Source organism: Anaerolineales bacterium (genome assembly GCA_037382465.1).
GTDB lineage: Bacteria > Chloroflexota > Anaerolineae > Anaerolineales > E44-bin32 > WVZH01.
On record JARRPX010000052.1, the window covers coordinates 21,528 to 43,390 of the forward strand.

A 21,863-nucleotide genomic window follows, 5' to 3' on the forward strand; every position below is an offset into this window, starting at 1 on the left:
CTCCTTCCTCAAAGTGTCTCCACCATACCGAGCGCTTCAAGCTCCGCGAGCGCCTTTTTGCGCTGCTCACGTGATCGCCCGAAACGGATGGCGTAGACCAGATCCTTCGTTTGTTTGCCAATATCGATTACTTCCTTCTCCCCCTCCACGGCCGTCAGAATCGCCTTGGCTTGATCTCGGGTAAACCATCGCAGTGTACTGCAGTCACCGCGGGCAGCCTGCCGCTGACCCCAGATGGTCCCGAAGAGCCACACGACGATCAGGAAGGGAATGGCGTTTAGCAGCGCGTACTCGTCTGTCATGATGACCGCGATCAATAATGGGATAGCGGTGCGTACTCCAGCGAGCAGTAAAGCCTGCCGGCCGTGCCAGCGTACGAACGGTCTCTCCTTGTCCAGGGCCGGTTTGAGCAGGATCAAATGCCACATCGCTGAGGCGGCGACGGCGATAACATTCGTCATTTGGGCGACGATCCACCAGGTACATCCCTCATAACTTGAGCCGCACACCAATCTATATCCCGGGTCACTGAAGTAAACCCAGAGCAGTGTGGGGATCGTAAGCACGGGTGACAACCACAGCCAGCGATACCACATGCGAGCTTCAGGGATTTGCATGGCGCCGCCTTTCCGTTGCGAAGCGGAGGTTCTACCGTCCCGTTCAAGTTGTTATTCAGTAAAGAAAATAAAGCCTCGATCAACGAGCGATTGACCGTAAGACCAACACAGCATAATCAGGGCAAGATACCTTTAGAATCAGATCTAGGTGAACAGCGATGCAGTTCATCGAGCGGCTGCCGTGGCTGCATCGGCGATGACACGCTTATCGTACTGCCGATAATGGGGAAAATCACACAGCAACTTGCCCTGTAGAAATCATCCTGTGATTGTTAAAACCCTGCTTCTTCATGAAGGTTTCTACGTTCCCCTCCAAACAGCGAACAATCGGAGAAATGTGTACAATCCCTGCGGATCACGCCGGGTCTATCAAAGCGAAAGGGAATCCTTATGAGCGACAAGCGCAGATCTCGCATATTGCCACTCATTCCAACGATCCTCTTGCTCGCAGCACTCGCCTGCGACTTTCCCGGAAGCACGCCGACTCAAGCAGAACCGGAAGCCAGCAACACGCAAGCGCCCAACACGGCAACAGCGACCGAAACCGTGGCAGCAGCGACTGAAACCGCAACGCCCGAACCACCGACCCCGACGGACACTTTGGCGCCTCCCAGCGCCACGTCTACGACCTCCCCCTGGGTGTTTGTCAGCGGCACGTGGTCGGGATGCGTCATCTCGTCGGGTCCACCCACCACGACGGGTCCTTGCTCCAGCGCGCTCGGTCCCTTCGTGACACTTTACCTTCAACCCACCTGCTTGATCGGCCAGCATTGTGGCAATTATGTCAAGGGTGCCTTCGAGAGCGAATTCATCCGGATGAAGTTAACGCTGATCGGCATCGATGGTTCCACGATCTGGATGCACGCCGACGCGGGGAGTGGCATGTTTTCATGGGCCAGCACCGACGTGAAGATCGAGCGCGTGGGCGCCAACGTTCGCGTCACGGAGATCGCGGGTTCAGGAGACATCGTGCTGCTCCCTCCGGGCTGCGACTCGAAAATTCAGACACAAACGACCATCGGTTGCTCCGAACACGTACCGTAGCGCATTACCAAACGGGGCCAAGAATATGCCGGGGGGCGTGTTGATCGTGGGGGAGAAAAGATTGAACGGACTCGGATGATCCGATTCAGGATTGCCCTCCGATCACTTGTTCCGGGCGGTTTCCGATCTCAGCGCTCTGCAGCCATACGGCTGCAAATAAAAGCGGGCTTCTTCGAAGGCTGCGCCTGACCTGGCGACCTTGAGAAGAAGCCCACCCCCCTTTGAGAAACAGCCGCTTAGGCGTTATCCGGCCTTCAATGGAAATAGTATTTGCGTTTGAAGCTCTTCTTGCGGTGTTTGCCCGGGATCGGTCAAATAGAATTCATACGAAACTCCCGTGATCTCTTTCGCCTGCTCTTGAATCCATGCCATGAGCGCATTGTAGGCAGGTTCGATCTCCGCATATGCGCCTGTGTGAATGCAGGCCGCATATTTTCCGCCCGGGATCTCGTTGGCCTGAATGTCCCCCTCACCCTGCACAGCCTCGCTGACTGGAAAGCCGATCTCGACGTCCAGGTTTTGCATGTCCATGTTGTAATACGCCGAGTACGGCGGTCCCGCAGGCTGCACGCCGATCTTCCCCAGATACTGCGCCAGCTTGTCGAAAGTTTCGCCCATCAGGACCGGCAGATCCGAAACGCTGGCTCGAGTGCGGATGGAAGCTGCGGCTTGTGGGGATCGCTCAACTATCTCTATCGGGTAACTCATTTTCGTTTCTCCTTAATTATGCTCGTCGCGAAATTCGACGAGAAAATGATGAAGGTCGTTTGAATTACGCCGGCGGATGATAACTAACGATATGATCCGATGTCATATTATAGAACATTTGTTCTATTGTAGGATGAACAATCCGATCTGTCAAGCTTCAATACAAGGCCAATCTGCCATGAAATCGCCGCCGTCCGATCACCTGCTCGCCGAAGAAAGGCAACTGGCAGACGCCCGCAGCGGCTACGTAATATTGAGCGCAAAACGCTGATACCTCTCCATCTGGATTTACGGCAGCGTACCTGATCTCGGAACCAGAACTGCCCAAGCTCCAGCAATTGTTCGAGCCACGGAAGACCTCCACAACGAAAAGAGCCCAATCGCCACAGCATTGGGCTCTCAAGTATCGTCAGAAAGCGGATTAAGGAAGGTCGATCTATGAATCAGATCGGAAGGGGACCCGTGTCCGCCATTATACGCAAAGCTCTCGTTTTCCCACCGGTCTCTTGATCGCTGAGCAGAATTTCCTGCGATTCAAGATAGTCCTCCAACAAGGCACAAAAAATAGAAAAATCCTTCGCTTTGGATTCCGCAAGCGGATTGCCAGCCAGGTCCTCACGCTGTAGTGAAACGCGGGAGCGCTCCTCAGATATCTTCACCAGGTGGATGCTTCCGATACTGCTTTCCAGTTCCGGAGGGCGATGGGCGCTAACCAGATTCGGGAAGATCGATACTCGCAGAGCGGCGACATTCGGCATCACACGTAGAGAACCGGGGTCTCCTCGTAAGGACCACAAGAAATATCCAAGCTTCTGGCAAGCTTCAAGAACAAGAGCCATTGCCCCCCTTAAATCACATTGGACGTATAGAATCGTCGCTGGCTCCATCTCCCCTCCCCCGGGCTGGTTCAATAATTATTCAACATCGATGTGCATCGACAGGGTCAACAGTAGCTAATTCTATCATGTATTGATTTCGAAAGCGATATTCTCCATGTCCTATATAGCTCCTCGACCGGTTTGCTTCCAGGGATGCTGTTCTGCTGTTCAGGAGCGTGGTTGAAAAAAAGGCGATTCCGCCAGAAATACCTGCACAAAATCAATAAAATAACGAACTCCAGCCAAGCCGTGCGGATCACAATCCACGCGACCCATCGCATTCACCGTGTTTGGCTTCAGCCGAAGAAAAGAAACCACGCTGGACGAATCGCCCAGCGCGATTGGATAAAATCCCTTTACAAATCCCAAACAACCGGTTCCCCGGCTTCTCTGCTGGATCGTTCCGATCTCCTGCCTGCCTGTGTGCGCGAGACTATGCCGCCTTGAGATTCAAGTCGTCCTGATCGGTCAAGCCTTCCTTTTCGTCGTCGATATCTTGCAAATCGAGTATCGACGCGGATTCGTCGATTGAGTCTTCGGATACCCCAACACGTACTTTCCCATTCTCGGGCACGAGGATCGGCTGCATCCACTCGATGAGAGACCATCCTCGCTCCCAATCATCCTTCTCCATTTCCTCACTCTCTGGAATATGTTCTTCGGGGATGGGAAGCCCGCGATCTTTCAAATTCTGCAGCAAATCCACATAATCGTTGCGAAGTAGAGCAGCGGCGTAACTGATGTCGGTGGCATCGTCGAACAACTCCTCGACGGCGAACCTATCCCCGCTTTCCATTGCCTCGAGTTGATTCATGAGAATTTCAATCTGCTGCTCTCGTTGGACGATGGCTGTTTTTCGGTTGACCAGCAGATCGCGCAACAAGGTGCGGCTCACTTTGTCGATCTCACCCTGTGCATACATGTCCCCCCAGAGTGAAAGCTCACGCTCCGTCAATTCGATGAATTTCGGCTGCCAGTGTTCGATGTCGCGCTCCCAGACATCCGTGAGCAGCTCGCGATCTTCAGGGTATTCCGCTTCCTCGACGCTTTCGTAATCGGCAAAGAACGCTTCAAAGGTTTCTTCCCACGTTTGCCAGACTGCGATCAATTCGTCGAGCGTCTCTCGCCAGACAGGCTCACACTCTTCAAAACCATCGCCCGATTCTTCATCTTCTGCATCCAGGTCGAACGGTCCATCGTATTCCCCGTCGACTTCAACTTCAGAAAATTCCTCGACTTTCTCAGCCAGGTTTTCTTCGGGATAAACGAGCTTGATTTCCTCGTACGCGCCTTCCTCAGTAGGCTCCAGTGACAACATGGCTTCCGCGTATCCCCCTACGAACTCATCCATACGCTGTACTTTTTGGGTTTTGTCCTCGCGCAACACTTCATCGATCAGCTTTTCGAGGAACACTTCATTGCCCGCTTCGGATATATACCGTTCTGAGAAAATCATCAGATTCGAAATCGCAACGACCATCCCGTGCCCAAAATAGCAGGCGGCAAGGACGGGCTGCCCTTTCACCCACGCCAATGCGAATGCCGGCGCAGTTACGTTCAGCAGGTAGCCTCCGCTGCCGTGAAAATTGCCCAGGCGGAGTTCGCTTACACCTTCCAGAATGGGATGTCGGGCCATGTCGGAGCGATGGACGGCAACGTCTCCTACCGTTTCACGAGTGAAAAAGATCCCGAAAGGTTGGGTCAATGCACTCAATCTTGCCGCATCCGATAGTTTATCTCCCATGACCAACAGGCAACCGCCATCTTTTACGTACTGCTGCATTTGGACGATTTCCTCGTCGTGCCATTGGTCCGCCTTGCGATTAAGCAACCAGGGTTTCTCGGGGCCTCCGACCACAATCATTTTTACCCCATCCAACTTCGAACCCATGACCGGACCGTCCTTTTCCACGATGACGCTTCCTCGCTCACGCAAGTATTGCTTGAAAGGCATGAAATCATCCGTCCAGGTTCGCTCCTTGTGCGATTCATCGATCAAGATTTTCGATCGCAATTCAGCCCAGGGGCGATCCTGAGCGTAGGAAACTCGATCCAGGGATTGATTCCAAGGCGTTACAGGAAGGTCAATGTCTTCCGCCGGTAGAGGTGAAACACCACCCGGCGTACCACAAAAAAGGCAGATGTCCGCTTCACTCACGAGCTCTGATCCACACGATTTACATCTCACGGTCTACCTCCCGGGACGACTGGCTTTGGATTTGAATCGATGGCTGCAGTGAAACCAATCTGGCCCTTCCTCGAGATCTGGAAACCAAACACGAAAACGAAAATGCTGCGTTCCTCCGAATGTGGACCACGCGAAAATCACTCGGAAATACGTTTGAAAAGCTGTATTCATTATTGCAGAGGGTAACGAGATTGGGCTTTACAGATGGCTTACGAATCAGGTTGGCTTTCGTGATGATTCTGCTGTTTCGTTTCCGGAATGACGTCGTAGGACGTAAACAACTGTCCGCCGCCTTCAAGCCCGGCCGGATCGTAGTAGAGGCTGCACAAGCGACATGCAATTGCGGCATCGAAAAGCGCACCTTCGACGATGCTCGAGAAACGCTCGCCGCCCAGCAACATGCCTGCCAGGGTGAGATACAGGCGATCCAAAACGCCTGCGGCCAGAAGAAGGCGATGCACCTTGGGCCCCGCCGCGGAATACGCCACCCCATAGCCCCTCGCCGTGAGCGCCGCTTTGAGTTCCCGTCCGTCGACCGAACTTTCTCCTACGGCAATGACTTCATCCACCCGGGTTTCGACATCCTGGATGAGCGCGGCATCCGCACTCCTGGTCGTGAAGACCAACACCTTCCGGTCCCCACGCAGCAGCGTCTCCGGCACGGGGAATTTCATACTCCCACTGATCACGGCCAGGTCCGGATACGGCGGCAAATCGCGCTCGATGCGCCAATCCTTTAGATCGGTCAGATTCGGATCATCGTAGACCCGCAAGATGTCCTGGACCTCCCCGGCAGCATAGTCCCGCAAGTAGCGGCCTGTGGTGAGCAGCAGATCCGCCTGGATGGCAAGTTCCTGGAACAGCCGCCAATCGCGTGCGTTGACGATTTGATCCGGAATCGTTTCTCGTCCGATATGGGGCTCGATCGAAATGCGGCCATCCAAACTGGTGATGAAGTTGGCGAGCAGAAAGGGCCGATTCGAATCAGGTTGATGGCGCAGATCGTGGGCGAGATAAAGACCTTTCAGCGGAACCTTTCTCGCCGGCAATGGGTAAAGCTGGAGCACCTCATCCGCCACGCGAAATCCTCCTCTGAAGCACGAAGCGAATACCAGATGCAATCTTAGCATCATTCTTCTTTTTCGTCTGGAGCGCGATCTCGATCCTTCGCTGACTCTGCGGAAGAATAAGAAGAGGATGACGGGATGAAACACCCGTCATCCATACTCCCGGCCCCTATCGTCGTGCAGATATCATGGTTCGTAGAGCACGAAGTCGAAGGTCATGCCGTTTGCGTTGTAATGGGTCGGATGCAGCCAACCGTATACGGTGTCCCCATCGTACACCGCCTCGAAACAGACGTAGACCTCTGTCGCATACGAATCGAGCGTGACGGCCGCTTCGTAAATGTACGCCGAGGTCGAACAACTGACTTTCGTCGGCTGAGACGTCACCGCCGCGGCAAATTCGATCGCCGGTTTCGCCTCCAGGATCCCACCGTAGTAGCCGTTGTAGTTGTAGCGAAAACTGGCATCCGAACTGCCGCACGACACTTCCTGCCCGCTGGTCAGATCATAACAATCCTCGTCCAGCAGCGTAACTCCCTCCATCTGCAGGATGACAAACAAATTGAGGTTGGGAATTGCGGTTGCTTTCATTATCGGAAATTCAGATTCGGGTTCGAAGGTGATGTAGTTGAAAGTCAATCCACCGGCGTTGAAATCCGTCGGCTGGATCATCCCGTAGACCGCATCGCCGTCATACTCGGTATGGAAGCCGTAGAACTTCCCTGCAGATGATTCGGCCGGAAGCGCCAGCTGTAAGCTCAGGCCGTAATACGACGCATCCTGACAATCTTCCTGGCTGGGAAGAGATTCCCGTTCACCGGAAAATTCGAACTCGTTCCAGGGCAGAAGATTGCCGCCTTGCTGGCTGGCGTAGGTGTATTTGAAATCCGCATGCGGATGCCCACAGCTGATCACTTCTCCGGATACCAGATCGAAACACTGGTTGACCGTCATCGTCTCCCCCATTGCCTTGCTGACCGCATCCACGAACGGATACGGATTCGGGGCAACGTTCCCATCCGTTGGCGACGAATTGGTCGGCGTGGATGTGGGCTCAGCAATGGCCGCCCCGGTTCCGACGACCTTTATTGAGATGCGCAGGGGTGCATCAGGTGGAGTATCTTGCCCAAAAATCTCACCCGTGCCGCTTTGCAAGCGCCACATCGATGTATAGACACCCGCCTGCGAGGGAGCCGTCATCTGGAATGTGATGCTGTGCATCTCACCCGGGGATACGTCAGCGCCCAGAGAAAGGGACGTCGGTGCGCCAAGCGCTTCTCCGGATACCAGCGTCAGCACGTAATCCGCATCCCAGACGCAAGTACCCGTGTTTTCAAGCGGCCAGACCACATCGAAGGTCTCACCTGCCTGGAACGACTGGCCGGTGGATATGTTTACCGTTCCCGACAGAGCGAAACGGTTTACGCAATCCGGAAGAGCTTGCTGGACGTTTGCCGATCCCTGCGTCGGTTGTAAGGTGGGCGTAGGACCGCTGGCGATGGCTGCATCGACTTCATTCGAGCCGTCGACCGGATTTCCGGATTCAAGACTCCAATTGCAGCCCGCCAAACATATCGAGATTAAGATAGCGATTACAAGTACAACGGACCAGTGGATGGGTTTCATTTCATTCCTCCCGGGATCTTCCCCTCTCGATCCCGTTGCATCGGATTTGACCAAGACTATCCCGGGGGTGTTAGCAGGTGATTGCCGAAAGGTAAAATGCCTGTAACAGGGTGTTAAATTCTCTCGGAAACGATCTCCAGGACTGTGATTGAGATTCACTATTCGCCATCGCCGGAATGCAAACCATCCACGCCAGAAAATGGGTGGATGGTTGTTGTGCAGGTCGATCCTCGGACCAACCCTGTGCACTATTTCGATTTCATCGAGGGAAATGGGTTGCTATTCCTCTTCCTCACCGATCTGCAGAGAGAGGTAATTTTCGAGGCCCATCTGCTCGATTTGGGCCAATTGTTTCTCCGCCCAATCGATATGCCCCTCTTCCATCTTGAGGATGGTGACGAGCAAATCTGCGGTGCTCTCGTCGCCCAGCTCGCTGGCCAGCGCAATGCCTTCGTTATACGCTTTGACCGCACCAGCTTCCGCTGTCTGGTCGACCTTGATCATCTCGAGTACGGTCTTCCCAAACGACATGGGCAGCAGCTTATCAACCACGGGTCTGCCCTCGAGGAACAGGATGCGTTCGATGAGCCATTCGGCGTGGTGCATTTCATCGATGGCCTGACTTTCCTTGGCCTCGTGAAGCTCCCGATATCCCCAGTTGTTGCACATTTCTGAGTGAACCATGTATTGGCTGATGGCGGTGAGTTCATCCGCCAGAAGTGCATTTAGATTCTGAATGAGTTTCGGATCGCCCTTCATAATCTCCCTCCATTATTATTCCATATTTGATTGCGATACAGTTCAATTATATGGCCTGCACCGCCAATCGCCTAGAGTACAACCAACATCCTGTGAATGATTAATGTCACTAACGGCGTCGACCTGCTCGTATACACTCTGGATCAGCAAGCCCTGCGCTTCATGCTCAACAGGCGCTGCGATCTGCGATATGATTAACATACGAATCATTCACTCGCACACGGAAGATGCACACCAGAATAGGGAGGATCGAGATGCCCAAAATTACGCATGTTGTCAAGCGGAGTGGAGCGATCGTCCCATTTAACCCTGACCGGATCACCAACGCCATCTATCGCGCCGCAGTGGCTGTAGGAGGCCGCGATCGAGAGCGAGCCGAGGAACTGGCGCAGCAAGTCGTCAAGAAACTGGAAGAACAATGTCCCGAAGGGCACAATCCCCACATCGAGGAAATTCAGGACGTCGTCGAAAAAGTGCTCATCGAAAACGGCCACGCCAAAGTGGCCAAGGCCTACATCATCTACCGCCTGGAGCGGGCGCGCAGTCGAGACTCCGGCGAGCTGATCAGCCGGCCTTCGGGCAACATCCCCTGGGCGAAATTATGGCAATCGCTGGATTGGGCGGTGTCGCACAACGTGCATACGGTCGATGCCCTCAATGATCGCATTCACGATGGCGAGTTCGCACAAATCGTCAGCGAATCAGAAGCCGCTTACGAAGGAGACGTCGATATCGCCTCCGAGATGATCGCAGATCGCCGCGAGGAGCTAAAAATGGTCCTGATCAGCGGCCCGTCCTCTTCGGGTAAAACAACGACGACGCTCAAAATCGAACAGCGCTTGAAGCGCATGGGCATGAAATTCGCTTCCCTCAACGTGGACAATTATTTCTTCGATCTTGAAATGCACCCGAAAGACGAATTCGGGGATTACGACTTCGAAACTCCCCAAGCGCTCGATCTTGCTTTGATCAATGAGCACCTCAAACGCATCGTCAAAGGGGAGGAGGTACGCATCCCATTCTACGACTTCAAGATTGGAAAACGGTCTCCCGATCACACGCCTTTCAAGCTGCAGCCGGGTGAGATCCTGCTCATCGACAGCCTGCACGGTCTTTACCCCGAGATGACCGAACAAATCCCCACCGAGCTCAAGATGAAACTCTACCTCGAACCGCTGCTGCAGATGAAGACCCCGGAGGGGAAATACATCCGCTGGACCGATCTGCGCCTGATCCGCAGGATGCTGCGCGACGCGAAACACCGCGCCTACAATCCGCAACAGACGCTCGAACACTGGCATTACGTTCGCACCAGCGAAATGCGCAACATCATCCCCTACATCAACACCGCCGACCACATCCTCAACAGCAGCATGCCGTACGAGATCGCCCTCTATCGTCCGCGGATGCTGGATCGTTTCCTCGAGTGGCGGGACCTTTATAAGGAAGACCCCCTGCGGGAGGACGCATATGTGCGCGCCGAACGGGTTTGTCACTTTCTCGAAGCCGTCGAACCGATCGAAGATGATTCCGCCGTACCGATGGAATCCGTATTACGAGAATTCATCGGCGGCGGCCTCGTGCACTGAACTCGGAGAACGACGAGTCGCCTAATTTGCGGGTTTGATTTTTACCGTGCCCGATTCACCCACTTCGCCCAGCAGTTCGATCTTCGCCGAAGTGAAAGCACGGATCACGTTCGCGTTGGTCAATAAGTGTTGGCTGATCTGTGAAGTGCGGAGCTCCGATGCCCCTCCGGCAAAGGCCAGCGGGAGCAGGAGCTGGTCGGCGAGGTATTGATCAACACAGCCGTCGCTTTCGATGAACGCCAGAAGTTGGTCCACGGCATGGTCCGCCACACGTTCCGCCGGTAAACCGCGTTCCCCCAGGCCGAAGTAGCAGGCGCGGCCGTTTTCGAATTCAGCCAGAAGACACAAGAGCGAACCCTTGTTGAAGGAAGGCATCGTATCAATCTCGATCTCGACACCGCATCCCAAAATCTTCAAGCGTCGGAGCGCCTGCCTTCGCTGCCGTTCGGAGACGTGCTGCGGCAGATTGCAGGCAATCGACACGCCGCGTATCCCACGGAGTTCGCCACGCTCCATCAAACGAAGGGGCGAGATCTCACCCGCCGGGAAAACGTTCGCCTGGAGACGCCCGCCGCCCTGCGGGAAAAAACCCGCCCGCTCGAGGGATAAATCGAGGCGGTAACCGCAGCGCGCCAGATAATGTACCCACTGCCAGTCGAGGTACTGGTAGCAAGAACCCAGGTGAGCGCCGTCGACAGCCGCCGCCGATATCTGCGCCGCCGCGTCGAGGGACTTCAAGTGCTGGGCGCGCAGGCCGGGTTTCGAACGCCGCGCTCGGATCCTGCGCACACACATGGCCTTTCCGGTCACGATCGATAACGCCAGCGCGCTGCGCAGAATCTGCCCGCCACCCTCTCCCTGAGAACCATCGATTTCGATCACCGCCGCTCCTGTAACGGACTTCCACACCGGCCGCCGTCATTCTAGCAAACAAGCCTGAAAACCGCCTGTAATATGCAATACCGGCCTCGCAAATTCCAGGCCGGATCGCCTCGATATCCTCCCAATAAGAAACCGATGCGAACGGATGATTTACTTCCGGGCGTTCATGGCTGCCGACGGAGATTTCGTCATTCGCGTGATATGATGTTGGAATGAGAAAGCAAAGATGCCGAAAAGTGATTTGATACTCTCCCTTGCGAAAGTTCTCGTCGCCGCTGCCTGGGCCGACGAAGAGGTCTCCCACGACGAAATCAACGCCCTGAAAGACCTGCTCTTTCACTTGCCCGGTCTGTCGGCCAGGGACTGGGCGGAACTGGACATTTACATCGACTCGCCAATCGACCCATCCGAGAGAAATCGCTTGCTGCATGACCTGCGGGCAGCGATTCGGACCCGCAAGGATAAGGAGCTCGCCTCTGAAACTCTGGAACGGTTGATCCAGGCGGACGGCACCGTAACACCCGAGGAGCGAGCCGTTGCCAATGAGATTCAATCCGCGATCGATTCGATCAACACCAACATCTTCAGCCGCATGGGGAAGATGATACTCGCCTCGGCGAAAAAACGGTCACGGACTGTAGCCGGAACCGCCAATCGGGAACAATATCTGGAAGACTTCATCCGCAACCGCATCTACTACAAGATGAAACGAAAACTGGGGGAGAACGAGGCGGAGATTCCGCTTTCCGACGAAGAATTCCGAAAGCTTTGCCTGGCCAGCGGACTGCTCTCGCGCGTCGCCTTCGTAGACAAAGACGTTACGACGGAAGAGAGAGCGTCGATCGTGGAAATCCTGCGTAAAAGCTGGGACCTCCGGCAGGAAACGGCGGCGCTGGTAGCCGAGACCGCCATCAGCGCCTTTGAAGAAGGCGTGGACTACTATCGTCTCTCCCGAGAATTTTTCATCGCCACGGACGAAGGAGAGCGCATCAAATTCGTGCGTGCGCTCTTTCAAGTTGCAGCCGCCGACGGCGATCTGTCCCACGACGAAACCGAAGAAATCCGTAAGATCGCACAGGTCCTCAAGTTAACCCACAAGCAGTTCATCGACGCCAAATTGAGCGCCCGCTCCTGAACGTCCCTTTGAAGACTCCGGCGTAGTGCATTAGACAAACGGCAGTCAGTAAAAAAAGAAGCTCTCTGATGAGCTATCGCTGGCGATGGATGTGTATCCCTCGCCCGTCGGCTGCGGGTGGATATCTGCAGCCAGCGTCCAACATGATTGGGACAGCGTCTAATAATGACCCCAATCGAATGATCTACTGAGTCTTTGACACGTTCTTACTTGGAATATCCCGCCCGGTGCAGGTGTTCGGCGGCGGCAGACGTAATCGGGATCGTCACCTGTACGCGCGTCCCCTTACCTTTGGCGCTATCGATGTGCAGCAACCCGTTGACCAACTCGGCGCGTTCGCGCAGGTTGATCATTCCGAGGGAGCCGCGTTGATTGTAATTTTCTTCCACCGCAGCAACATCAAAGCCCACGCCGTCGTCCTGTATCTCCAGGAACAACATATCGCCCTTGCGCTTCAAACGAACGTAGATGTGCTCGGCCTGCGCGTGCTTGCGGGCGTTGTTCACCGCTTCATCCACGATGAAGAAGATTACGCCCTGCTTCCCGACCTCGATGTTTTCGCCCACGCCCTCATCCGCTTCCACAATCACATTCTGTTTGTGCGCCTCGTGGATCTTTTCCGCCAGCTGCCGGATTGCAGGCACCAGGCCTTCCGATTCCAGCACCAAAGGCCGCAGCGTAAAGAGCATCTGGCGGATTTCCTTGGTCGTCCGCCGTGCCAATTCTTCGATCTTGAAGAGTTCTTCGGCGGCCGAGTCGGGATCGCGAGAAAGAAGACGGCGGGCAAAATTCACCCGCATGGCGATGGCGCCGATGGACTGCGTGGGCCCATCGTGCAGGTCGCGCGCCAATTTCTTCTGCGCCTCTTCCTGGATTTCCATGATCCGTTCTTTTTCCTGCTCGAGCTCGCGGTAGAGCTGCGCGTTTTGCAGCGCCACCATGGCCTGATTGGCGACAGCGGCGATGATCTCCAAACGATCCGGAGTGAAATAATCTGGGTGAGGATGGGCAAACAGCAGCAATCCATACGCTTCGATACCGACGATCAAGGGCATACAAACGGCGACCTTGCACGAACGCACGCCCACCAGACGCTGGAGCTCCGGATCGCTGCTCGGATTGGAGACCATGCGCGGCGATCCGCTCGACAAAGACTCCTCAAGCATCCCTTGTTCGCCTGAAAACGTGACCCGCATGTCGGCGTGGGTGAGTCCCCGCGCAGCGGCAATGTACAGCGCATCGTCCGTAAAAAGCAGCAAAGCGCCGACGATCTTGCTCGCCGGCAAGCCGGGTTCGTCGAGGACTCCATAGGTCAGATCGAGAGTCATTTCCAAAACGCGCTCGTAATTCAACGTGGCGCTCAGTGATGTGGTCATGCTCAAAAGCGACCGCAGTTGCTGTAGCTGCCGCTGCAGTAAATGCTCGCGATCGGAAACCGACATATTGGATGGTTTCTCGTCTTTGGGACGATCCCGGTTTCCGAAAAGATCGTTCAGAAAAGCGACGACCGGCAGGAGGGCCAACAACGAGGACGCATCCATACGCTGCCCGAGAATGGAGGATATCTCGGTAATGATCGTTTGTAGCGATTGATGCCAATCAAGCATTTACCAATTCTCCGGGCATACCTTCCGCAGCACTTGATCCTCGATCCGCAGCACACGAACGTGGAAATGACAAGCGGTGAACATCCGCGGATCTCAATTCAACGTTACCTGCACTCTATTCCTACAAGTATGCACCATGAAGACCGCATATCGTGTTTACAATCAACCTACAAACTGCGCGCCGGGGCATTCCAGCCCGAACCAATCACCGGTTGACGCTTATCTATCAGGGCCCGCCGAGACGTAGACACGATTCGTCAGCTCTCGTTTGAGTGTGTGGATATCTCCCGTGCCGACGACCCGGATTTCGATCATGTCGGAAAGCGGCAATCGTCCGATGACTTCCACCAATGCACCGAGTTGCAGACCGATTTTGTATAAATAACGCAAAGCTGCCGGGTCATCGTCCAGAACGCGGGAAACACATGCCTGCCGCCCGACCTTGAGTTCTGTCAATTGGGTTTCGTCGAGCTGCGGTAGATTTCCCTCCATATCCGGAATGGGGGAACCGTGCGGGTCGAGTTTGGGATCACCCAACATCGCCGCGATGCGTCTTTCGAGATTTTCCGATATCACGTGTTCCAAACGGTCGGCTTCGGAGTCCACCTCGTCCCACGAAAAACCGAGCGCCTCGGTCAAGTAGAGTTCGACGAGACGGTGGTGGCGGATGACCTCCAACGCAATCTTCTCGCCGGCCGGCGTTAGCCGGACCCCGCGGTAACGTTCGTAATGGATCAACTGCGGATCCCAAGTCGAGAGTTTCTTCAGCATGCCGGTGGCGGAAGCCCGGGTGACCTTCATTTTATCCGCCAACGCAGACGTACTCACCCGCTCGTTGCCTTCTTCGCGCTGGATCTCGTAGATCGTCTTCAGATAATCCTCCACGGCGGAGGAAAGCGGCTTCATCGCATGATCCTCAATCGCACACGTCCTTCAGGCTGCATTGTACTGGCGCAATCCAACCTCGTCAACGCGGCTATTTACAGCTTGCCGACCCGTCAGGACGAGAAGGGCAGATGCCGACTCATCTGCAGCCAATTGCGCTACTACAAGAAGGAGAAAATGGAATGGCGGGTTAAGACTCCGCCTTCATCGTTCGGGCATCCTTTGCCAGGAGGTGCAGCCCGAAAAGACCGAGCAGTAAAACGGTCAATCCCAACAGCTGCACACTGCGTACGCCGCCGAATACGATCTCGCTGTCTCCCCGAAACGCTTCCAGGAACACACGGCCGGCGGCGGACGCGGCGATGAATGTGAGGAACAGAAACCCGGGAAAAGGAGCCGCGAGCTTGAGCCGGCTGACGATCCAGAACACCAGCAAGGCGGCCGCGATCTCGTACACCTGTGACGGATGCCGCTCGGCGCCCCACAACCGCAGCGCCCAGGGCAGCGAGGTCGGTGCACCGTACGCATCGCCGCTGGCGAGGTGGGATAATCCGACGAAGATAGAAAACAGCGCCAGGCCGGGCGTGAATGCATCCAGCGTCGACCACAACGGCAATTCCCTGCGCTGGGCGTAGATCAACGCTGCGATCGAACCGACGAGCAGCCCGTCTCCCAGCGACATCGTGCTGGTATTCAGTGAGAAAACGTCCGGCAGGGCGTTCACGTAGGCATCGATGTGACTCAAGACGTACCCCAGTCGCGCGCCCAAGACGCCCCCGATCAAGCCGATGAAGACCAGATTGTTGAGCGTGCTGGCGGAGAGGCTCCTACGGCCGGCTTCCCGGTCGATGGTCAACGTGGCCAGCCAAACGCCACCGATAAGTAAAAGCCCCGGCAGCGGTAATGCCAGAGGCCCAAGGTTCACGATCGGAAGCATTACTGCGCCTCCTCGAGCAAGTCCATCACGATGCTTCGAAGCGTGGCCTCGTTCAACGGCCCACCGATGATCACCCGGCGGATGACGCCGCCCGGATCGACGAAGTAGGTGCTCGGCAAGGCGCGCATCCCGTACGACCTCGCCACCTCACCGCTGCGGTCGAAGGCAATGGGAAACGTCAGCCCGAGCTCGTCGGCAAAGTCGATCGCTTCCGCCGCCGAATCCTGATCGGTCATGTTCACTCCGAGCACGACCAGATCCTGCGCGGCGAATTCCTCGTAAAGCGCCTGAAGCGCAGGCATCTCCGCACGGCACGGAGGGCACCAGGATGCCCACAAATTGACCACGACGACGCGGCCGCGGAGCGCAGCCAGCGATACGGCTGCGCCGTCGAGCGTGTCGAGTTCGAAATCCGGCGCCAAAAAACCTTCCTGCGGACTCGCGATCCCCGCGCTGGAAATTTCCGCATCGGAGACCATCGATGCGCCTGTCCAGGCCATGCCCAGCAACATCACCAAGGCCGTGAAGGCCGTCCAGCGCTTTCGGTCCCGCATGAAGGGGACGATGCGCTGCATCGTGGAATGCATGCCTGCTTTTCTCACCCTCAGAACCGTACCTTCCGTTGAATGGATCTACATCCGTTCGCAGCGGGATCGGATCAAGGCGCTTCCAGACCATGCTGCGCCAACAAATCTCGATCCGTCATCAGCGATTGGGTCGACCCATCGTAGACGATCTCTCCCTCATCGATCACCACGGTGCGCTCGAACAACTCGGCCACCATGGGGATATCGTGCGTAGAAACGAGCATGGTTTGCGGCAGAACATGCAGCAAATGGATCAAACTGCGGCGAGCGCGCGGATCCAACCCCGCAGTCGGTTCATCGAGCACCAGGATTTCCGGATCCATCGAAAGGACGGTGGCGATGGCCACGCGCTTCTTCTCGCCGCCGCTGAGATGGTGGCAGACCCGATCACTGTAGCCGCGCAGTTCCACCGCTTCGAGAGCTCGCTGCACGCGCGCCCGCACGTCGGCCTCGGGCAATCCCATGTACAGCGGTCCGAAGGCGACGTCGTCGAACACCGTTGGTGAAAACAGCTGATCGTCCGGATCTTGAAAGACCAACCCCACGGAGGATCGAATTTCACCCAACGTGCGTTCTTCAACGAGCGTCCCGCAGACGCGGACTTCTCCCCGGTCTCTGAGAATGCCGTTGAGATGCAGCATGAGCGTCGATTTGCCCGCGCCGTTGGGGCCGACGAGTGCGACCTTTTCGCCGGGCGCAATGTAGAAGCTCACGCCGCGCAATGCGGCGCGTCCATCCGGATACGTAAACTGCAGATCACGTACTTCGATCGTGTGATGCATTGCTCAAACCATCCAATCTACGCTCAACGGGACGATCAGCAGCAAACCGACCGTCACGAGCGAAATCCAATCCTTGGCGCGCATATGAAAATGAGTCAACGAGCGCATCTGACCGTCGTAGCCACGGGACAGCATGGCCGCATAGACCCGCTCACTGCGTTCGATCGCTCGCAGGAAAAGGCTGCCCACCATGGCGCCGGCGGTCCTTCCCTGCCAGAGAAGCGATCGACGACGACTGCCCGGAACGCGTGCACTGCGAGATGCGCGCGCCCGCATCATGCGGGTTGCCTCGTCGGCCAAGACGAAGAGATAGCGGTACATGAAGCCGATCGTCGAAACCAATACGCGCGGAAAGCGAAGCGACCCCAATGCCCAGAGGAGATCCTGGAATTGGGTAACCGCCGTCAGCAGGATCGCCGCCTGAACGGCCAGCCAACTGCGCGCCAGGATGCTCAGGAAGCGGATCAAACCCGGCTCGCTAACCCCCCAGTTCAACCCCGGAATCCGCCAGATCACCTGACCCGGCGAAGTGAACGGCACGGCGAGGGCGGCGAGCACGAAAGGCAGTACGATGAACGACCTGCGGATCGTGAAGAATATACCCAATCGCGTGAGAAATGTAGCCAGGAGCAAAAGCAGGAAGAAAAAAGCGAACGCCCACCACGTGCCTTCCGGCGTCAGGCTGACGGCCAGGATGTAACCAAACGCCGCCAGCAGCTTCACGCGCGGATCCAGGCGATGCAGGAAACTCGGCTGCAATCGGTAAAGGTCTGTGAGATGGTAGTGCAAGGATCAATCCCCTGCGGCTTCACTCCGTGTGGTGTTCCGTCCCACAAACCATGCTACCATAAATACCAGCAGTGTACCCAAGGCGACCGCTACGATCGTCGTCAGAACGGGGTGGGCGATGAAAGGTACGGTGTAATCCGGCAGGATCGAATAAGTCGGATCGAGTGCGCGGTCGAGAAATCCGTTTTGTTCGGCGACGAATTCGAGGCCATCCGGGGACGCGGAAGCCAGCGGTGAGAACAAGGCCACGATCAGAGCCACGAGCAAACCTGCGGCGATAATGTTGGCGCTGCGGCGGCCAGGCGCGTTTTCACCTTCTACGAGCAAGCCGTTCGAAGCCTTTTGCAATAAAACCAGCGCCCCGACGGTGATCAAACCCTCACCGACTCCGATCAAGGCATGCACGCCCGCCATCGCCGGCAGTCCCAATTGAATCGGCGAGGTGCCTGAGACCGCCAACTGCAGGGCAGTGGCCAGAGCGGCCACTTCCACGGAAAGCCAGGCGCCGGTAAACGCGGCGGCCAGGCGAGAACGCGTACTGTCCCCCGTCACGCGACGCACGAACGAATACGTCGCGTAACCGACGAAAGCGGTCAACACACCCATGTTGATGATGTTCCAACCCATCACCAGCAGGCCGCCGTCTTGAAACAGAAGCCCTTGCATGGCGATGACCGCCGTCATGATCAGCGTCGCGGCCCACGGGCCCAAAAGAATGGCCGCCAACGCACCGCCCAGGAGATGCCCCGATGTGCCTGCGGCGATGGGAAAATTGATCGCCTGTGCGGCGAAAATGAACGCCGCCAGGATGCCCATCAGCGGGACCTGCCGGTCGCCCAGTTGATTCTTCGTCTGGCGAATCGCAACCGAAATGAACACGAACGCGAGCGCCCAGCCGACGACGGCTACAGGCGTAGAAAGGAAACCGTCCGGAATGTGCAGTAGATGGGGTGATAACCACATTGCGCTATGTCCTCCTCATAGGGGATTAACCTTCGCCCCGGCAAGCGGCGCAAAGGCCAAACAACGTCAGGTGATTGGGATTGACGGAGAAATCTGTTTCCGCAGAAACGTTCTGAACGATCCGGTCGAGAACCTCCGGATCGACGTCGAAAACGGCGTGGCATTGTTGACAAACCAGGTGGCCGTGTGGATTGCAGGGATCGCGCAGCGCAAAAAGAGACGGGTTGGAACCATCGTTGAAGAGATCGATCATCCCTGCTTCGTGCAGGGACTCGAGCGTACGATATACCGTTGCCAGGTTCAAACCCGGCAATTTTCGCCGCGCATCGGAGTATATGTCTTGGGCACAAAGATGCCCCGATTTGTGCGCGATGGTCTCCAGGATCACGGTGCGCTGCGGGGTCACCCGATAACCCTTCGATCGAAGATCGTTCGCCAGCCTCTCACCACACGACATACGCAAATCCTTGCAGTTGCAAAAATTTGCATATAGAATATCATCCTCAACCCGGCAGGTCAAGGTCCGGATGGGTTACTCCGCAGTAAACCAAGACATTGCAGTGTGTTCCACGGTACAATGTATGAATACCGTACGCCCGAGCGTAAGCAAGGCTCATTACAGATCGTTTGACTTCAGTTCGCCTCAACAAAGGAGACATCCATGCCGAAAGATACATTGACCATCACCGACAATCGAACGGGTAAGAATTATGAGTTACCCATCAATCACGAAACCATACGCGCCATGGACTTGCGCCAAATCAAGGTCAATGAGGACGATTTCGGTATGATGAGCTACGACCCGGCGTTTACCAACACCGCCTCTGCGAAGAGTGCGATTACGTTCATCGACGGCGCCAGGGGTATTCTGCGCTACCGCGGCTACCCGATCGAGCAACTCGCCGAGCAAAGCACGTATTTGGAAGTTGCCTATCTCCTCCTGAACGGCGAACTACCCACGCAAGAACAGCTTGATGCCTGGATCTATGAAGTGACTCACCGGACCTTCATCCACGAGAATCTCAGGCGGCTGATCCAATCCTTCTGCAACAATGCGCATCCGATGCACATGTTCATCAGCACGTTGGCGGCAATGTCCTCCTATTATCCCGATGCCAAACAGGTGGACGACCCCGAAGTGCGTCACCATCAAATCCGGCGCATCGTCGCCAAGGTTCCCACGATCATCGCCTACTCCTACCGCCACTTGCAGGGTCTTCCCATCGTGATGCCGGACAACGATCTTTCCTACACCGGCAACTTTCTCAACATGCTCTTCAAGATGACCGAGACCAAATACAAACCCAACCCCATCTTCGAGCGCGCCCTGGACGTGCTCTTCATCCTCCACGCCGACCACGAGCAAAACTGCAGCGCCAGCGTGATGCGCGCCATCGGATCGGGGAAAGCCGATCCCTTCTGCGCCATGACGGGCGCCGCAGCATCGCTTTCCGGTCCGCTTCACGGCGGCGCAAATGAAGCCGTACTGCGCATGCTCAAAGAAATCGGCACGGTGGAAAGCGTGCCCGAATATATCCAGCACGTCAAAAATGGGGAGTTCCGTTTGATGGGATTCGGGCATCGCGTTTATAAAAACTACGATCCTCGGGCCGTCATCATCAAGAAAATCGCCGATCAGGTGTTCAAGGTGACCGGACGCAATCCCCTGCTCGACATCGCTCTCGAGCTCGAACGTGTCGCCCTGGAAGACGAATACTTCGTCTCGCGCAAGCTGTATCCCAACGTCGATTTTTATTCCGGGATCATCTACCAGGCGATGGGGCTGCCGATCGATATGTATACCGTGCTGTTCGCCATGGGCCGCACCGTCGGTTGGCTGACGCAATGGCAGGAGATGCTCGGCGATCCCGAGCAGCGTATCACCCGACCGCGGCAGGTGTATATCGGCGCCGAAAAGCGGGATTACGTCCCCATCGAAAAACGCTGAAGCGCAGCCCGAATTATCCCACCAAACTGAATTCAGCTTCTCCGGGAGTTTCTACCTGCGTATTTTGGATTGAAGCAGGCTTAAAGTACTCTTTGACAGCCCCCCTGCGTCCCGTGTATTATCTGATGCAGAAGCGCTTGGTTGCCAGCAATCTAAGTATCTAACGAGCAGATGACATCCATCTTCCTGGGCTGCATCGCGTTTGCATTCATTGCCGTATACGATTGGGCGTTGATGCACAAAATCACATGGCTCAAGCCGCTTTTCTTGTTGAGCGGGGGCATATTTTTCATCGGACTTCTGGGCGTGTTGTCCACACCGTCCGCGGCCGAGTTCGCAGGCTGGGTGCGTGTGCCGGCCTGGATCGGCCTGGTTATTTTCGTGTCGCTGATACTGTATTCCGTCCTCATCGAAATTCCGCTCAAGACACCGCGCAATCATCCTGCCGATCACCCCTATCTCGTCGACACCGGAACCTACGCACTCAGCCGGCACCCCGGCGTCTTATGGTTCGCCGGCGCCGCGGTGTGTATGCTATTGCTCCACCCTTCCCGGTTTACGCTCAGCGCAGCCATCGCCTGGACGCTCATGGATGTTGCACTCGTCTGGGCGGAGGATCGATTCTTCTTTATAAAGACAATACCCGGAGATGAAAAATACAAGATGTCTGTACCTTTTTTATTTCCGAATCTAAGGAGTATTCGGAGTTGTATAAAGACTATGATGCAAGATTGAACACCATATTTTTGGAACTTATTATCCGGTAACTACATTTATGGAGGAGGTCATTCAATGATCACCGCGAAAGAACTGCTGAAGCAAGGTCGACATGATGAGATTTGGAGTAGATACTGTGGATTTTTTGATCTGCG

General features: G+C 55.8%; 22 protein-coding genes. 5 read left to right on the forward strand and 17 right to left on the reverse strand.

The features are described from left to right. Nucleotides 1–8: 8 nt before the first annotated feature. Entirely contained in the window at nucleotides 9–617 is a 609-nt protein-coding gene (locus P8Z34_12690) for a hypothetical protein (GenBank protein MEJ2551532.1), read from the reverse strand. Nucleotides 618–1,007: 390 nt separating this feature from the next. Between P8Z34_12690 and P8Z34_12695 the strand changes: the two genes are divergently transcribed. Then, complete coding sequence (locus P8Z34_12695; GenBank protein ID MEJ2551533.1) at nucleotides 1,008–1,661, forward strand: hypothetical protein; 654 nt, start codon at nucleotides 1,008–1,010, stop codon at nucleotides 1,659–1,661. A gap of 243 nt (nucleotides 1,662–1,904) precedes the next feature. Here P8Z34_12695 and P8Z34_12700 read toward each other — a convergent pair whose 3' ends face one another. The 7 genes from P8Z34_12700 to bfr all read right to left on the reverse strand — a co-directional run bounded on the left by P8Z34_12700 (nucleotide 1,905) and on the right by bfr (nucleotide 8,887). After that, the gene (locus tag P8Z34_12700) at nucleotides 1,905–2,369 is read right to left on the reverse strand and encodes a GyrI-like domain-containing protein (protein ID MEJ2551534.1); all 465 of its coding nucleotides are present in this window, start codon (nucleotides 2,367–2,369) and stop codon (nucleotides 1,905–1,907) included. A gap of 443 nt (nucleotides 2,370–2,812) precedes the next feature. Beyond that, a complete protein-coding gene (locus tag P8Z34_12705) occupies nucleotides 2,813–3,166 on the reverse strand; it encodes a hypothetical protein (GenBank protein MEJ2551535.1) in 354 nt (117 codons plus the stop codon). Between the two features lie 249 nt (nucleotides 3,167–3,415). Beyond that, entirely contained in the window at nucleotides 3,416–3,616 is a 201-nt protein-coding gene (locus P8Z34_12710) for a hypothetical protein (GenBank protein MEJ2551536.1), read from the reverse strand. Between the two features lie 64 nt (nucleotides 3,617–3,680). After that, entirely contained in the window at nucleotides 3,681–5,405 is a 1,725-nt protein-coding gene (locus P8Z34_12715; GenBank protein ID MEJ2551537.1) for a hypothetical protein, read from the reverse strand. A gap of 239 nt (nucleotides 5,406–5,644) precedes the next feature. Continuing rightward, complete coding sequence (locus tag P8Z34_12720) at nucleotides 5,645–6,514, reverse strand: dihydrofolate reductase family protein (GenBank protein MEJ2551538.1); 870 nt, start codon at nucleotides 6,512–6,514, stop codon at nucleotides 5,645–5,647. Between the two features lie 174 nt (nucleotides 6,515–6,688). Then, nucleotides 6,689–8,128 (reverse strand): NBR1-Ig-like domain-containing protein, encoded by a 1,440-nt coding sequence (locus tag P8Z34_12725; GenBank protein ID MEJ2551539.1) that lies wholly within the window; start codon nucleotides 8,126–8,128, stop codon nucleotides 6,689–6,691. Nucleotides 8,129–8,407: 279 nt separating this feature from the next. Further along, entirely contained in the window at nucleotides 8,408–8,887 is a 480-nt protein-coding gene (gene bfr / locus P8Z34_12730; GenBank protein ID MEJ2551540.1) for a bacterioferritin, read from the reverse strand. A 254-nt stretch (nucleotides 8,888–9,141) separates the two neighbouring features. Here bfr and P8Z34_12735 point away from each other — a divergent pair, with 254 nt between their 5' ends. Next, the gene (locus tag P8Z34_12735) at nucleotides 9,142–10,476 is read left to right on the forward strand and encodes an ATP cone domain-containing protein (protein MEJ2551541.1); all 1,335 of its coding nucleotides are present in this window, start codon (nucleotides 9,142–9,144) and stop codon (nucleotides 10,474–10,476) included. A 21-nt stretch (nucleotides 10,477–10,497) separates the two neighbouring features. Here the strand turns inward: P8Z34_12735 and P8Z34_12740 are convergent, their stop codons facing one another. Beyond that, nucleotides 10,498–11,358: an RNA 3'-terminal phosphate cyclase gene (locus P8Z34_12740; protein ID MEJ2551542.1), complete on the reverse strand. Its 861-nt coding sequence runs from the start codon at nucleotides 11,356–11,358 to the stop codon at nucleotides 10,498–10,500. 226 nt (nucleotides 11,359–11,584) lie between these two features. On the opposite strand from P8Z34_12740, the gene P8Z34_12745 reads away from it, so the two are divergent. Further along, nucleotides 11,585–12,493 (forward strand): TerB family tellurite resistance protein, encoded by a 909-nt coding sequence (locus tag P8Z34_12745; protein MEJ2551543.1) that lies wholly within the window; start codon nucleotides 11,585–11,587, stop codon nucleotides 12,491–12,493. Between the two features lie 206 nt (nucleotides 12,494–12,699). On the opposite strand, the gene P8Z34_12750 is transcribed toward P8Z34_12745, so the two are convergent. From P8Z34_12750 to P8Z34_12785, 8 genes are all read right to left on the reverse strand, one after another. Beyond that, the gene (locus P8Z34_12750) at nucleotides 12,700–14,100 is read right to left on the reverse strand and encodes a GAF domain-containing sensor histidine kinase (GenBank protein MEJ2551544.1); all 1,401 of its coding nucleotides are present in this window, start codon (nucleotides 14,098–14,100) and stop codon (nucleotides 12,700–12,702) included. Between the two features lie 219 nt (nucleotides 14,101–14,319). Then, the gene (locus P8Z34_12755) at nucleotides 14,320–15,006 is read right to left on the reverse strand and encodes a metal-dependent transcriptional regulator (protein ID MEJ2551545.1); all 687 of its coding nucleotides are present in this window, start codon (nucleotides 15,004–15,006) and stop codon (nucleotides 14,320–14,322) included. A gap of 169 nt (nucleotides 15,007–15,175) precedes the next feature. Next, nucleotides 15,176–15,922 (reverse strand): prolipoprotein diacylglyceryl transferase, encoded by a 747-nt coding sequence (locus P8Z34_12760; GenBank protein MEJ2551546.1) that lies wholly within the window; start codon nucleotides 15,920–15,922, stop codon nucleotides 15,176–15,178. Continuing rightward, nucleotides 15,922–16,509 (reverse strand): TlpA disulfide reductase family protein, encoded by a 588-nt coding sequence (locus P8Z34_12765; protein MEJ2551547.1) that lies wholly within the window; start codon nucleotides 16,507–16,509, stop codon nucleotides 15,922–15,924. Before P8Z34_12765 ends, P8Z34_12760 begins: the two co-directional genes overlap by 1 nt. Nucleotides 16,510–16,580: 71 nt before the next feature. Next, on the reverse strand, nucleotides 16,581–17,291 hold the full coding sequence (locus P8Z34_12770) for an ATP-binding cassette domain-containing protein (GenBank protein MEJ2551548.1): 711 nt from the start codon (nucleotides 17,289–17,291) through the stop codon (nucleotides 16,581–16,583). A 3-nt stretch (nucleotides 17,292–17,294) separates the two neighbouring features. Beyond that, complete coding sequence (gene cbiQ, locus P8Z34_12775) at nucleotides 17,295–18,080, reverse strand: cobalt ECF transporter T component CbiQ (protein ID MEJ2551549.1); 786 nt, start codon at nucleotides 18,078–18,080, stop codon at nucleotides 17,295–17,297. A gap of 3 nt (nucleotides 18,081–18,083) precedes the next feature. Then, a complete protein-coding gene (locus tag P8Z34_12780; GenBank protein ID MEJ2551550.1) occupies nucleotides 18,084–19,043 on the reverse strand; it encodes an energy-coupling factor ABC transporter permease in 960 nt (319 codons plus the stop codon). Nucleotides 19,044–19,068: 25 nt separating this feature from the next. After that, nucleotides 19,069–19,500, reverse strand: a complete 432-nt coding sequence (locus P8Z34_12785; protein MEJ2551551.1) for a Fur family transcriptional regulator — start codon at nucleotides 19,498–19,500, stop codon at nucleotides 19,069–19,071. A 204-nt stretch (nucleotides 19,501–19,704) separates the two neighbouring features. Here P8Z34_12785 and P8Z34_12790 point away from each other — a divergent pair, with 204 nt between their 5' ends. Continuing rightward, entirely contained in the window at nucleotides 19,705–20,991 is a 1,287-nt protein-coding gene (locus P8Z34_12790) for a citrate synthase (GenBank protein ID MEJ2551552.1), read from the forward strand. A 171-nt stretch (nucleotides 20,992–21,162) separates the two neighbouring features. Next, complete coding sequence (locus P8Z34_12795; GenBank protein ID MEJ2551553.1) at nucleotides 21,163–21,726, forward strand: hypothetical protein; 564 nt, start codon at nucleotides 21,163–21,165, stop codon at nucleotides 21,724–21,726. Nucleotides 21,727–21,863: the final 137 nt, after the last annotated feature.

Coding starts and splice junctions, on each gene's coding strand:
- P8Z34_12750 (MEJ2551544.1), bottom strand. CDS start 14,100: ATGCTTGATTGGCATCAATCGCTACAAACGATCATTACCGAGATATCC.
- P8Z34_12760 (MEJ2551546.1), bottom strand. CDS start 15,922: ATGCTTCCGATCGTGAACCTTGGGCCTCTGGCATTACCGCTGCCGGGG.
- P8Z34_12780 (MEJ2551550.1), bottom strand. CDS start 19,043: ATGTGGTTATCACCCCATCTACTGCACATTCCGGACGGTTTCCTTTCT.
- P8Z34_12765 (MEJ2551547.1), bottom strand. CDS start 16,509: ATGCATTCCACGATGCAGCGCATCGTCCCCTTCATGCGGGACCGAAAG.
- P8Z34_12695 (MEJ2551533.1), top strand. CDS start 1,008: ATGAGCGACAAGCGCAGATCTCGCATATTGCCACTCATTCCAACGATC.
- P8Z34_12725 (MEJ2551539.1), bottom strand. CDS start 8,128: ATGAAACCCATCCACTGGTCCGTTGTACTTGTAATCGCTATCTTAATC.
- bfr (MEJ2551540.1), bottom strand. CDS start 8,887: ATGAAGGGCGATCCGAAACTCATTCAGAATCTAAATGCACTTCTGGCG.
- P8Z34_12785 (MEJ2551551.1), bottom strand. CDS start 19,500: ATGTCGTGTGGTGAGAGGCTGGCGAACGATCTTCGATCGAAGGGTTAT.
- P8Z34_12735 (MEJ2551541.1), top strand. CDS start 9,142: ATGCCCAAAATTACGCATGTTGTCAAGCGGAGTGGAGCGATCGTCCCA.
- P8Z34_12790 (MEJ2551552.1), top strand. CDS start 19,705: ATGCCGAAAGATACATTGACCATCACCGACAATCGAACGGGTAAGAAT.
- P8Z34_12745 (MEJ2551543.1), top strand. CDS start 11,585: ATGCCGAAAAGTGATTTGATACTCTCCCTTGCGAAAGTTCTCGTCGCC.
- P8Z34_12700 (MEJ2551534.1), bottom strand. CDS start 2,369: ATGAGTTACCCGATAGAGATAGTTGAGCGATCCCCACAAGCCGCAGCT.
- P8Z34_12795 (MEJ2551553.1), top strand. CDS start 21,163: ATGACATCCATCTTCCTGGGCTGCATCGCGTTTGCATTCATTGCCGTA.
- P8Z34_12755 (MEJ2551545.1), bottom strand. CDS start 15,006: ATGAAGCCGCTTTCCTCCGCCGTGGAGGATTATCTGAAGACGATCTAC.
- P8Z34_12770 (MEJ2551548.1), bottom strand. CDS start 17,291: ATGCATCACACGATCGAAGTACGTGATCTGCAGTTTACGTATCCGGAT.
- P8Z34_12690 (MEJ2551532.1), bottom strand. CDS start 617: ATGCAAATCCCTGAAGCTCGCATGTGGTATCGCTGGCTGTGGTTGTCA.